Raw genomic sequence first — 12,111 nt, 5'->3', positions numbered from 1 at the left:
CAGTGTGGGAGCGGGTTTGCCTGCGATGGCGGCGTGTCAGGCTACATCATTGTTTGATGTGCCTACGCCATCGCAGGCAAGCCAGCTCCCACATTTGTTATTCGCTGTAATGAATATCGTGCTTTTACTTGATCCGCAGGCGTTATGACTTTAATTCTAGGTATCGACCCCGGTTCGCGTATCACCGGTTATGGCGTGGTACGTGATACCGGGCGTGGCTGCGTGTACGTGGCGTCGGGCTGCATTCGCACGGGCTCCGGCGAGCTGCACGAGCGCCTGCAAATTGTCTATCGGGGTGTGCGCGAAGTCATCCAGACCTACGGCCCGGTGACCATGGGCATTGAAAAAGTCTTCATGGCGCGCAATGCCGACTCCGCCCTCAAGCTCGGTCAGGCCCGCGGCGCAGCCATCGTGGCCGGTGCCGAGGAAAGCCTGGAAATCGCTGAGTACACCGCGACCCAGGTCAAACAAGCTGTAACCGGGACTGGCGCGGCGAATAAAGAACAGGTGCAAATGATGGTCATGCACATGCTGAAGCTGACCAGCAAGCCGCAAATCGATGCCTCGGATGCCCTGGCCATCGCGATTTGCCACGCTCACACCCGTTCCAGTCTGTTGCCTCATGGTCTGGGCACGGCACGCAGTCGTGGCGGGCGCCTGCGTCTCTGATAGCATCAGCAATCATTTTTTATGGAATGAGGGTTTTGCGCCTGTGTTGTCGGCGCAAAATCCTTGTTCTGTCAGTCGCCAGCACTGATCTGGCCAAGGCTCAAGGATCTGAAACGTGATTGGACGCTTGCGCGGCACTTTGGCTGAGAAACAGCCGCCGCACCTGATTCTGGATGTAAACGGTCTGGGGTATGAGCTGGAAGTACCCATGACCACGCTTTATCGTTTGCCGTCGGTCGGTGAACCGCTGACCTTGCACACCCATTTGGTCGTACGCGAAGACGCGCAGTTACTCTATGGCTTCTTTGGCAAGCGCGAGCGAGACTTTTTTCGCGAGCTGATCCGTCTCAATGGTGTAGGGCCGAAACTGGCGCTGGCCTTGATGTCGAGCCTGGAGGTCGACGAGCTGGTTCGTTGCGTGCAGTCCCAGGACACTTCGGCGCTGACCAAGGTGCCGGGCGTGGGCAAGAAGACCGCCGAACGTTTGTTGGTGGAACTCAAGGACCGCTTCAAAGCGTGGGAAACCGTGCCGGCGATGTTCGCCTTGGTGCCAAACCAGCCGGGAGGGCCAGATGCGCCTCCGGTCGCCACCGCCGAAAATGACGCGGTCAGCGCGCTGATTTCCCTGGGTTACAAGCCGCAGGAAGCCAGCAAGGCGATTTCCGCGATCAAGGAGAAAGGTTTGAGCAGTGAAGACATGATTCGTCGTGCCCTTAAGGGAATGATCTAAGTGATTGAAGCTGATCGTCTGATCGCCGCCACGGGAGGTCCCCGTGACCGCGAGGAAGTCCAGGATCGGGCGATTCGTCCTGTCAGCCTGGCCGAGTACATTGGCCAGCCAACCGTTCGCGAGCAAATGGAGTTGTTCATCCAGGCTGCGCGCGGGCGCAATGAATCGCTGGATCACACGCTGATTTTCGGCCCTCCGGGCTTGGGTAAAACCACCCTGGCCAACATCATTGCCCAGGAAATGGGCGTGTCGATCAAAAGCACCTCGGGGCCGGTCCTCGAGCGTCCGGGTGATCTGGCGGCGTTGCTGACTAACCTTGAACCCCATGACGTGTTGTTCATCGACGAGATCCATCGGTTGTCGCCGATCGTCGAAGAAGTGCTGTACCCGGCCATGGAAGATTTCCAGCTCGACATCATGATTGGCGAAGGGCCGGCCGCGCGCTCGATCAAACTCGATCTGCCGCCGTTCACCCTGGTTGGTGCAACCACCCGGGCCGGCATGCTGACCAACCCGTTGCGCGACCGTTTCGGGATCGTCCAGCGCCTGGAGTTCTACAACACCGCCGACCTGGCAACGATTGTCAGCCGTTCGGCGAACATTCTCGGTTTGCCGCTGGACCCGGAAGGCGCCTTCGAAATCGCCCGCCGTGCCCGTGGCACGCCGCGGATCGCCAACCGCTTGCTGCGCCGGGTCCGGGATTTTGCCGAGGTCCGCGCCAAGGGTCACATTACCAAGCCGATCGCCGACCTGGCGCTGAACCTGCTGGATGTCGACGAGCGAGGCTTTGATCATCAGGACCGACGCCTGCTGCTGACCATGATCGAGAAATTCGACGGTGGGCCGGTCGGGGTGGACAGTCTGGCGGCGGCAATCAGCGAAGAGCGTCACACCATTGAAGACGTGCTGGAACCATATTTGATCCAGCAGGGCTATATCATGCGCACTCCGCGGGGGCGGGTGGTCACTCGGCATGCGTATCTGCACTTCGGTTTAAACATCCCGTCACGATTAGGCGAGATGCCCGTGGTAGACGAGTTCCTCGATGCCGTGGACGATTAGTCACCTTTGCGCGCTGATTTATTCGGGGTTTGTGCTGTCCCAGGACCGTACTTTCGCCAGAAAGCCGCGAATCAATGAAAAACAGTTGCCTGGCCGGATTGGCAACCTGAGGAGTAAGCACTAGAGTATGCGCGCGCAAAACGGGCTTGAGCCGTTCGCACATCGTTGTCGCGTTTATTACGAGGACACCGATGCGGGCGGCATCGTGTATTACGTCAATTACCTCAAGTTTATGGAACGGGCTCGAACCGAGCGGCTCCGGGAGCTGGGCTTTGCCCAGTCGGCGCTGGCAGGGGAGGACCTGTTGTTCGTCGTGCATTCCAGCGAAGCGCGTTACCACGCGCCGGCGCGACTGGATGACGAACTGCTGGTAAGCGCTGAAGTTATTGAATTGAACCGGGTCAGCCTGCGCTTCAAACAGCAGGTCAGGCGGGCTACGGATAATGTGCTGCTCTGCGAAGGGCAGTTTCTGGTGGCCTGTGTGCGCACTAACAGTTTAAAACCCCGGGCCATTCCCGAAGCTCTACGTGCGGCCTTTGCCGACGTGAGCGGCGCGGGTACACACTCAAAGCAGGAGATAAAGCGTGGAAGCTAACGTCGTCGACCATTCCTCCATGTGGAGCCTGGTCAGCAATGCCAGTATCGTGGTGCAACTGGTAATGCTGATCCTGGTAGCCGCATCGGTGACCTCATGGATCATGATCTTTCAGCGCAGCAATTTGCTGCGTGCCGGTCGACGCGCCCTGGAGAGCTTTGAAGAGCGCTTCTGGTCGGGTATCGACCTGTCCAAACTCTACCGTCAGGCCGGCAGCAACCCTGATCCGGATTCGGGCGTCGAGCAGATCTTCCGTGCCGGCTTCAAGGAATTCTCCCGTCTGCGTCAGCAGTCAGGCGTTGACCCGGAAGCGGTCATGGAAGGCGTGGCCCGTGCCATGCGTGTGGCCATCTCCCGTGAGGAAGAAAAACTCGAGCAGAGCCTGCCGTTCCTCGCCACCGTCGGTTCCGTCAGCCCGTACATCGGTCTGTTCGGTACGGTCTGGGGCATCATGAACTCCTTCCGTGGCCTGGCAACTGCCCAGCAAGCGACCCTGGCCACCGTGGCCCCCGGTATTGCCGAAGCACTGATCGCTACCGCGATCGGTCTGTTCGCCGCCATCCCGGCCGTTATCGCGTACAACCGTTTTGCTGCTCGCAGCGAAACCCTGCTGGGCCGTTACTACACCTTCGCCGACGAATTCCAGGCGATCCTGCACCGCAAAGTGCACACCAGCGAAGAATAAGCAGGTAATTTCCAATGGCTTTAATCGCTCGAGCTCGCAAAAAGCGCAAGCCGGTTGCCGAGATGAACGTGGTGCCTTACATCGACGTGATGCTGGTACTGCTGGTCATCTTCATGGTGACCGCGCCGATGCTCAATCAGGGCGTGAAAGTTGATCTGCCCAAGGTTTCCAGCGAAGCCTTGCCGCAGGACAACAACACTCAGGTCCTGACCATTTCGATCAAGTCTGACAAGACCTACTACTGGAACCTTGGCAGCGAAGTCGACACCGAAAAGCAGCAGGACAAGGCCATGACCTTGCCGCAAATGACCGACGCGGTGACCAAGATCATTCGCGCCGGTACTGAAGGCGGCAAGCGTACCCAGGTATTCATTCGCGGCGACAAGACTGTCGATTACGGCTCCGTCATGGGCGCGATGGGCGGGTTGCAGAAAGCCGGGGTCGGTAATGTTGGCTTGATTACCGAGGCACCCTGATGCAGCAAATGCGAGAGCCGTCCGCCTCGGAAAGCTATTTCTGGCCTAGTGTCTTGGCGATTGTCTTGCACGTGCTGGTTTTCGGCATGCTGTTTGTCAGTTTCGCCTTCACACCGGAGCTGCCGCCGGCCAAGCCGATCGTCCAGGCGACCTTGTACCAGCTGAAATCGAAAAGTCGGGCGACCACCCAGACCAATCAGAAGATTGCGGGTGAAGCGCAGAAATCCGCTGCGCGCCAGACCGAAGTCGAACAGATGGAACAGAAAAAGATCGAACAGGAAGCGATCAAGGCCGCGGAACAAAAGAAGGAAGATGCGGCTCAAAAAGCCGAAGAATCCAAGAAGGCCGACGAGACGAAAAAAGCGGAAGAGGCAAAAAAGGCTGATGAAGCCAAGAAAGCCGATGAAGCCAAGAAGACCGCCGAAGCCAAAAAGGCCGAAGAGAAACAATTGGCTGATATAGCCAAGAAGAAATCTGAAGAAGAAGCCAAGAAAGCGGCTGAAGAAGAGGCCAAGAAAGCGGCCGCTGAAGAAGCGAAGAAAAAGATCGTCGAAGACGCGAAGAAGAAAGCCGCCGAAGACGCCAAGAAGAAATCTGAAGCTGAAGAGGCGAAGAAGAAAGTCGCCGAAGACGCGAAGAAGAAAGCTGCTGCCGATGCCGCGAAGAAAAAATCGCAGGAAGCGGCACGTAAATCCGTCGATGAGAAAAAGGCTCAGGCCCTGGCAGATTTGCTTTCCGACACGCCGCAGCGTCAGCAGGCCTTGGCCGATGAGCAGGGTGACGAAGTCGCCGGCAGTTTCGATGATCTGATTCGTGCTCGTGCAGCGGAAGGCTGGGCTCGTCCACCTTCGGCACGCAAAGGCATGACGGTCGTGTTGCAAATCGGCATGTTGCCGGATGGTACGGTGACTTCGGTTGGCGTGGCCAAGTCCAGCGGCGATGGTCCGTTTGACGCTTCCGCAGTAGCGGCGGTCAAGAACATTGGACGTTTGACAGAAATGCAGGGAATGAAGCCGAGCGATTTCGCTCCGTATCGTTCATTCAAGATGACATTCACACCTGAGGATCTAGCCTTGTGAGAAACCTTCTTCGAGGAATGCTTGTCGTTATCTGCTGCCTGGCAGGGATAGCGGCAGCAGATGAAAAAAACATTCTGGTCACCAGCGGCAGTGATCGGGCCACCCCGATTGCAGTCGTTCCGTTCGGCAACCAGGGCGGCAGCGTGCTGCCGGACGACATGGCCGAAATCATCGGTAACGACCTGCGCAACTCGGGTTACTACTCGCCGATTCCAAAACAGAACATGATCAGCCAGCCAAGCCAGGCGAGCGAAATCATTTTCCGTGACTGGAAGGCTGTTGGCGCCCAGTACATTATGGTCGGCAGTATCGTTCCAGCGGGCGGTCGCCTGCAGGTTCAGTACGCACTGTTCAACGTCGCCACCGAGCAGCAAGTGCTGACCGGCAGCGTGTCGGGCAGCGTCGATCAACTGCGTGACATGGCGCACTACATCTCCGACCAGTCGTTCGAGAAACTCACCGGTATCAAAGGTGCGTTCTCGACTCGTCTGCTGTACGTGACGGCCGAGCGGTTCTCCGAGAAGAACACTCGCTACACGCTGCAACGTTCGGACTATGACGGTGCCCGTGCCGTGACCCTGCTGCAATCGCGCGAGCCGATCCTGTCGCCGCGTTTTGCACCGGATGGCAAGCGCATTGCCTATGTGTCGTTCGAGCAGAAGCGCCCGCGTATTTTCATGCAGAACATCGACACCGGTCGCCGTGAGCAGATCACCAACTTCGAAGGCCTGAATGGTGCGCCAGCATGGTCGCCGGATGGTCAGCGCCTGGCATTCGTATTGTCGAAAGATGGCAACCCGGACATTTATGTGATGAATCTGGGTTCACGTCAGATCAGTCGCGTCACCAACGGTCAAGGTATCAACACCGAACCGTTCTGGGGTAAGGATGGTTCGACCATCTACTTCACCTCCGACCGTGGCGGCAAGCCACAGATCTACAAGACCAGCGCAAGCGGTGGTGGTGCGGAGCGTGTGACCTTCATCGGTAACTACAACGCCAACCCTAAACTGTCGGCCGATGAAAAGACCCTGGTGATGATCCATCGTCAGGAAGGCTTCACCAATTTCAAGGTGGCGGCCCAGGATTTGCAGCGAGGTAGTGTAAAGATCCTCACTGATAGCACTCTGGACGAGTCGCCTACTGTTGCGCCCAACGGCACCATGGTAATCTACGCCACCCGCCAGCAGGGCCGGGGAGTCTTGATGCTCGTGTCCATTAATGGACGCGTGAGGCTCCCGCTTCCTACCGCACAAGGCGAAGTCAGAGAACCGTCCTGGTCCCCTTACCTGAACTGACGCGGCGCTACACGTTGTACTTAACACACTGGGGTTCATTAGGAGTTTCACGATGGAAATGCTGAAGTTTGGTAAATTTGCTGCGCTGGCTCTGGCCATGGCTGTAGCTGTAGGTTGCTCGTCCAAAGGCGGCGACAACGCCGGTGAAGGCGCTGTTGATCCAAACGCTGGTTACGGCGCTAACACTGGTGCTGTTGACGGCTCCCTGAGCGAAGAAGCTGCTCTGCGCGCAATCACCACCTTCTACTTCGAATACGACAGCTCGGACCTGAAGCCAGAAGCCATGCGCGCTCTGGACGTTCACGCCAAAGACCTGAAAGCAAACGGCGCTCGCGTTGTTCTGGAAGGCAACACCGACGAACGTGGTACTCGTGAGTACAACATGGCACTGGGCGAGCGTCGTGCGAAAGCCGTTCAGCGCTACCTGGTACTGCAAGGTGTTTCCCCAGCTCAGCTGGAACTGGTTTCCTACGGCGAAGAGCGTCCAGTTGCTACCGGCAACGACGAGCAGTCCTGGGCTCAAAACCGTCGCGTCGAACTGCGTAAGTAATTCGTCATGCGAACGTGCCGTCGTGCTGTAACTGTTTTGGCTCTCAGCCTCGCACCGCTTGCGGTGTGGGCTGCGGTTCCTGTGGTCGAGGACAACTCCGGCTATAACAATAGCGGGAGTAGTTATCCGCCTGCGGGTTACGGTACGAACGGCGCCTATGCCGGGGGAGGGGTTTCGGCCCCTGTCTCGGCACAGGGCGAGCTGTTCAACCAACTGCAATCGATGCAGGAGCAGATCTCACGCCAACAGGGTGTGATCGAAGTTCTGCAAAATGATGTAGCGCGCATGAAGCAAGAGAACCTGGAGCGATATCAGGATCTTGATCGGCGCATAGGAACCGGCGTTGCACCAGCCGCGACTCCTGATAATTCTTCCACCGGTGGCAGTTTGAATGCCCCCGGTGCAGCAGCCGGCGCAGGAGCGGCAGCCGCTGCCACTTCCACACAAGCGCCTGCCGCGGGTGGCGAACCGGCTGATCCGGCGAAGGAAAAACTGTATTACGATGCAGCCTTCGACCTGATCAAAGCCAAGGATTTCGACAAGGCCAGCCAGGCTTTCGCCGCATTCCTGCGCAAATACCCGAACAGCCAATACGCGGGCAACGCTCAGTACTGGTTGGGTGAAGTGAATCTGGCCAAAGGCGATCTGCAAGGTGCAGGTCAGGCTTTTGCCAAGGTTTCGCAGCTGTACCCCAAGCACCCTAAAGTGCCTGATTCGCTGTACAAGCTCGCTGATGTAGAACGCCGCCTCGGTCACACCGACAGGGTCAAAGGCATTCTGCAGCAGGTTGTGTCCCAATATCCGGGCACTTCCGCCGCTCAGTTGGCGCAACGTGACTTGCAGCGCATGTAAGCGTGCTTGACCCGTTTTGAAGAAACCCGCGCTTGTCGCGGGTTTTTTCGTTAGAATTCATCCCCTTTTTCTGAAACACGCTTTTTGGGATCTGCGCGTTGGCGGGGTTCCTTGAAGTGCCTGACGGAGGCGGACAGCCTGTTTAGCTGTTACGCCCGTGGCGACTATGCAAGACACATTGAGAATCACCGAAGTTTTCTACTCGTTGCAGGGTGAAACGCGGACTGCCGGGCTGCCCACTGTTTTTGTGCGCCTGACCGGTTGCCCATTGCGTTGCCAATACTGCGACAGCGCCTACGCGTTCACTGGCGGCACCCTTCGCACGCTCGACGACATCCTCGAGCAAGTCGCCGGTTTTCGCCCGCGTTATGTGTGTGTCACGGGCGGCGAACCCCTGGCGCAACCGAATGCCATTCCCTTACTCAAGCAGTTGTGTGACGCCGGCTATGAAGTGTCGCTGGAAACCAGTGGCGCGCTGGATATCTCAGCGGTCGATCCACGGGTCAGTCGCGTCGTCGACCTGAAAACCCCGGGTTCGAAAGAAGCGCACCGCAACCGCTACGAGAACATCGAGCTGCTCACGCCTAACGACCAGGTAAAGTTTGTCATCTGCTCGCGGGAAGACTACGACTGGGCCGTGTCCAAGCTGATTCAGTACGGTCTGGATCAACGTGCCGGCGAAGTCCTGTTCTCGCCGAGTCACCATGACCTGAACGCGCGTGATCTGGCGGACTGGGTGGTGGCGGACAATCTGCCTGTGCGTCTGCAATTGCAACTGCATAAATATCTTTGGAATGACGAGCCGGGGCGCTGAAATGACTGAACAAACAAACACCACCGAAAAACGTGCGGTCATCTTGCTGTCCGGTGGCCTCGACTCCGCGACTGTCGTGGCCATGGCTCGTGCCGAAGGCTATAGCTGCTACACCATGAGCTTCGATTACGGTCAGCGCTCTCACGCCGAATTGCACGCCGCCGCACGTGTTGCCCAAGACTTGGGTGTGGTCGAGCACAAGGTGATCGGCCTGAACCTGAACGGTATCGGCGGCTCAGCGTTGACCGACACTAGCATCGATGTGCCGGAAACGCCGGGTGAAGGTATCCCGGTGACTTACGTGCCGGCGCGCAACACCGTGTTTCTGTCCCTGGCGCTGGGCTGGGCTGAAGTGCTGGGCGCGCGTGACATCTTTATCGGCGTTAACGCGGTGGATTACTCCGGTTACCCTGATTGCCGTCCCGAGTTCATCGAAGCCTTCGAGCGCATGGCGAACCTGGCGACCAAGGCCGGGGTAGAAGGGCAAGGCTTCCGCATCCAGGCGCCACTGCAGAACCTGAGCAAGGCGCAGATCGTTCAGGCCGGCGTGAAGCTTGGCGTCGATTACGGGCTGACCGTTTCTTGCTATCAGGCAGACGATAATGGCCGTGCCTGCGGTAAATGCGACAGCTGCCGCCTGCGTGCAGAAGGCTTTGCGGCGGCCGGTGTGACTGACCCAACACCTTATTTTTGATTTATTTCAAATTAGGTGTTGAATAGTCCTTAAAAATCAGTATTATACGCGCCACCACACAGCGGGTCGTTAGCTCAGTTGGTAGAGCAGTTGGCTTTTAACCAATTGGTCGTAGGTTCGAATCCCACACGACCCACCATTTTAAAAAATCTGGAAGGCCCACGTAAGTGAGGATTTCCGGGTTTTTTTTTGCCTGCGATTTGAGCTCGGCTCAGTCTGGGTGACGCAGGTCAGAATCATCTTTTGCATCCACGGGATATTCTGTAGCCTTGCGCAGCTTCAACACTGTCCACGCCTGATGAACACTCACTCTCCCGGCGGTACCCTGAAGGGTCCGGAGCCGGGTGTATACTCGACTTTCGCGCGAAAGCGCCTGCAGGTCTTGCGAACATGACGCAGATTTCCGAACGCCTTCTGGTTCAAGCCCACCTCGACGCCAAGCAGCCCAAACCGCTGACCGCCGAGGAAGAGGCTTATTACCGTACTGCCATCGCTGCGGAGCTCAAAGCTCAGGACGCGGTGCTGGTTGCCCACTTCTATTGCGATCCGGTCATTCAAGCCCTGGCTGAAGAAACCGGTGGTTGCGTGTCCGACTCTCTGGAGATGGCCCGCTTCGGCAATGCTCACCCGGCCAAGACCGTGGTGGTCGCCGGCGTGAAGTTCATGGGCGAGACCGCGAAAATCCTCAACCCTGAAAAACGCATACTGATGCCGACCCTGGAAGCGACTTGCTCGCTGGACCTGGGTTGCCCGGTGGACGAATTCTCGGCGTTCTGCGATCAGCACCCGGAACGTACGGTGGTGGTGTATGCCAACACGTCGGCGGCAGTCAAAGCCCGGGCGGACTGGGTGGTGACTTCCAGCTGTGCGCTGGAAATCGTCGAAAGCCTGATGGATAACGGCGAAACCATCATCTGGGCCCCGGACAAGCACCTGGGCACCTACATCCAGCGCAAGACCGGTGCCGACATGCTGCTGTGGGACGGTGCCTGCATCGTCCACGAAGAGTTCAAGGCCAAGCAGCTCGAAGACATGAAAGCGCTGTACCCGGATGCGGCCATTCTGGTGCACCCGGAGTCGCCGACCGCCGTCATCGAGTTGGCCGACGCGGTAGGTTCCACCAGTCAGCTGATCGCTGCGGCGCAAAGTCTGCCGAACAAGACCCTGATCGTCGCCACCGACCGCGGCATCTTCTACAAGATGCAGCAGCTGTGCCCGGACAAGGTCTTTATCGAAGCGCCAACGGCCGGTAACGGCGCAGCGTGCCGCAGTTGCGCGCATTGCCCGTGGATGGCGATGAATACGCTTGAGCGCACGCTGAAGAGCTTGCGTGAAGGGACCAACGAGATCTTCGTTGATCCAGCGTTGATTCCGCAGGCGGTGCGGCCGTTGAAGCGGATGCTTGATTTCACGCAGGCGGCGCGGATGAAGTTGGCCGGAAACGCCTAATACTTACTGTGGCGAGAGCTGTTGTGGCGAGGGAGCTTGCTCCCGTTCGGTTGCGCAGCAGCCGCTTTGGGGGCGCTGCGCACCCCAGCGGGAGCAAGCTCCCTCGCCACAGTTACTTGGTTTTCTTTGGAATGCGCACCAGCTGGGTATTGGAGTAGATGTCATGCCAGCTGCGCTTCTGCTTGTCGAGCAGCGACCAGAAGAACCCCAGCCCGATACATAGCCAGGACGCGATCGACACCACAAAGCGCAGCAACGCCTGCCACAGGCTGATGGATGAGCCATCGGCGTTTTGCACGCGAATGCCCCAGACCTGCATCCCCAGCGTCTGCCCCGACCAAGTCCAGAACTTGGCAAAGAAGCCGAACAGCACGAACAGCAGCACCGTCGACAGCAATGGATCACCATCCAGCGCGCCGGCTTCGGTCAGGGCGTGCATTTTCTCTTCGCCGATGATCGCCATCTGAGTCATTTTATAAATGCCGCTGGTGACGATCAGTAAGGCAGTGCACAACAGAAAATCGTAGAACATCGCTGCCAGGCGACGACCCAGGCCGACGGCGGGGAAGTCGCCCTGTGGGTTGAGCAGGTGTTTCGACATGGCAGCCTCTGAACGGAAAAAGAAGCCATTTTACGGATTTGTGCGCACAAAAAAGCCCCTGATATCAGTATCAGGGGCTTTTTCGTTACAGAAGATCAGGCTTCTGCTTGTACTTCGTCAGCCTGCATGCCTTTCTGGCCTTGCACAGCAACGAAAGTCACTTTCTGGCCTTCTTTCAGGCTCTTGAAGCCGTTGCCCTGAATAGCGCGGAAATGTACGAACAGATCCGGACCGCTTTCTGGAGTGATAAAACCAAAACCTTTCTCGTCGTTAAACCACTTGACGGTACCGCTCTGACGTTGGGACATTTCTTATTTCCTTTGACGCAAAAATGAATGACAGTCTCCTTCTTGTGAAAGAGTACTGGGGCTGGTTGCAGGAGAGTAAGAAGACGTCGAACGGGATGTAGCTAACTTGTAGGCTACTGCCCAGGTCACGATTCCAAGCGACCCATGCAAACACAGTGAACAAACTCTACGCCAACTACGGGAGAAAAAACAAGCCCTGCGAAGGCGCGGATTTCCTTGGGTTGTGACAATCAAGGGGGGCACTAACGC

Annotated in this window: 15 protein-coding genes and 1 tRNA gene; 14 read left to right on the top strand and 2 right to left on the bottom strand. The window is 57.6% G+C overall.

The window, feature by feature from the left end; translation table 11 throughout:
* The first annotated feature begins 144 nt into the window (after window positions 1-144).
* The 14 genes from ruvC to nadA all read left to right on the top strand — a co-directional run bounded on the left by ruvC (window position 145) and on the right by nadA (window position 10,953).
* Window positions 145-669 carry a crossover junction endodeoxyribonuclease RuvC gene (ruvC, locus tag AB3226_RS07990; protein WP_008147379.1) on the top strand — a complete coding sequence of 175 codons (525 nt, stop codon included), beginning with the start codon at window positions 145-147 and terminating at the stop codon, window positions 667-669.
* Between the two features lie 115 nt (window positions 670-784).
* Complete coding sequence (gene ruvA / locus AB3226_RS07985) at window positions 785-1,399, top strand: Holliday junction branch migration protein RuvA (protein ID WP_038981959.1); 615 nt, start codon at window positions 785-787, stop codon at window positions 1,397-1,399.
* Window positions 1,400-2,461 carry a Holliday junction branch migration DNA helicase RuvB gene (gene ruvB, locus AB3226_RS07980; protein ID WP_008006678.1) on the top strand — a complete coding sequence of 354 codons (1,062 nt, stop codon included), beginning with the start codon at window positions 1,400-1,402 and terminating at the stop codon, window positions 2,459-2,461.
* Between the two features lie 127 nt (window positions 2,462-2,588).
* Window positions 2,589-3,056 (top strand): tol-pal system-associated acyl-CoA thioesterase, encoded by a 468-nt coding sequence (ybgC, locus tag AB3226_RS07975; protein WP_007933231.1) that lies wholly within the window; start codon window positions 2,589-2,591, stop codon window positions 3,054-3,056.
* A complete protein-coding gene (gene tolQ, locus AB3226_RS07970) occupies window positions 3,046-3,741 on the top strand; it encodes a protein TolQ (RefSeq protein WP_007897030.1) in 696 nt (231 codons plus the stop codon). Before ybgC ends, tolQ begins: the two co-directional genes overlap by 11 nt.
* Before the next feature lie 23 nt (window positions 3,742-3,764).
* Window positions 3,765-4,217, top strand: coding sequence for a protein TolR (tolR, locus tag AB3226_RS07965; RefSeq protein WP_162556275.1), 453 nt, complete (start codon window positions 3,765-3,767; stop codon window positions 4,215-4,217).
* On the top strand, window positions 4,217-5,296 hold the full coding sequence (gene tolA, locus AB3226_RS07960; RefSeq protein WP_367372675.1) for a cell envelope integrity protein TolA: 1,080 nt from the start codon (window positions 4,217-4,219) through the stop codon (window positions 5,294-5,296). The genes tolR and tolA overlap by 1 nt, the downstream gene beginning before the upstream one ends.
* A 17-nt stretch (window positions 5,297-5,313) precedes the next feature.
* Complete coding sequence (gene tolB, locus AB3226_RS07955; protein ID WP_367372674.1) at window positions 5,314-6,594, top strand: Tol-Pal system beta propeller repeat protein TolB; 1,281 nt, start codon at window positions 5,314-5,316, stop codon at window positions 6,592-6,594.
* Window positions 6,595-6,646: 52 nt separating this feature from the next.
* Window positions 6,647-7,144, top strand: a complete 498-nt coding sequence (gene pal, locus AB3226_RS07950; protein ID WP_003178634.1) for a peptidoglycan-associated lipoprotein Pal — start codon at window positions 6,647-6,649, stop codon at window positions 7,142-7,144.
* A 6-nt stretch (window positions 7,145-7,150) separates the two neighbouring features.
* Complete coding sequence (gene ybgF, locus AB3226_RS07945; RefSeq protein WP_367372673.1) at window positions 7,151-7,996, top strand: tol-pal system protein YbgF; 846 nt, start codon at window positions 7,151-7,153, stop codon at window positions 7,994-7,996.
* Between the two features lie 166 nt (window positions 7,997-8,162).
* Window positions 8,163-8,810, top strand: a complete 648-nt coding sequence (gene queE, locus AB3226_RS07940; protein WP_095632171.1) for a 7-carboxy-7-deazaguanine synthase QueE — start codon at window positions 8,163-8,165, stop codon at window positions 8,808-8,810.
* A gap of 1 nt (window position 8,811) precedes the next feature.
* On the top strand, window positions 8,812-9,504 hold the full coding sequence (gene queC, locus AB3226_RS07935) for a 7-cyano-7-deazaguanine synthase QueC (protein ID WP_367372672.1): 693 nt from the start codon (window positions 8,812-8,814) through the stop codon (window positions 9,502-9,504).
* Between the two features lie 63 nt (window positions 9,505-9,567).
* Window positions 9,568-9,643 (top strand) — tRNA-Lys (locus AB3226_RS07930).
* A gap of 251 nt (window positions 9,644-9,894) precedes the next feature.
* Window positions 9,895-10,953 (top strand): quinolinate synthase NadA, encoded by a 1,059-nt coding sequence (gene nadA / locus AB3226_RS07925; RefSeq protein ID WP_052964278.1) that lies wholly within the window; start codon window positions 9,895-9,897, stop codon window positions 10,951-10,953.
* A gap of 112 nt (window positions 10,954-11,065) precedes the next feature.
* Here nadA and AB3226_RS07920 read toward each other — a convergent pair whose 3' ends face one another.
* Window positions 11,066-11,554 carry an RDD family protein gene (locus tag AB3226_RS07920; protein WP_367372671.1) on the bottom strand — a complete coding sequence of 163 codons (489 nt, stop codon included), beginning with the start codon at window positions 11,552-11,554 and terminating at the stop codon, window positions 11,066-11,068.
* A gap of 95 nt (window positions 11,555-11,649) precedes the next feature.
* Window positions 11,650-11,862, bottom strand: coding sequence for a cold-shock protein (locus AB3226_RS07915; RefSeq protein WP_003175786.1), 213 nt, complete (start codon window positions 11,860-11,862; stop codon window positions 11,650-11,652).
* Window positions 11,863-12,111: the final 249 nt, after the last annotated feature.

Origin of the sequence: Pseudomonas lini (assembly GCF_964063345.1) — a bacterium.
Taxonomy (GTDB): domain Bacteria; phylum Pseudomonadota; class Gammaproteobacteria; order Pseudomonadales; family Pseudomonadaceae; genus Aquipseudomonas; species Aquipseudomonas lini_B.
The sequence above is the reverse complement of the archived record's forward strand: the minus strand, read 5'-3'. Positions and strand labels throughout refer to the sequence as shown.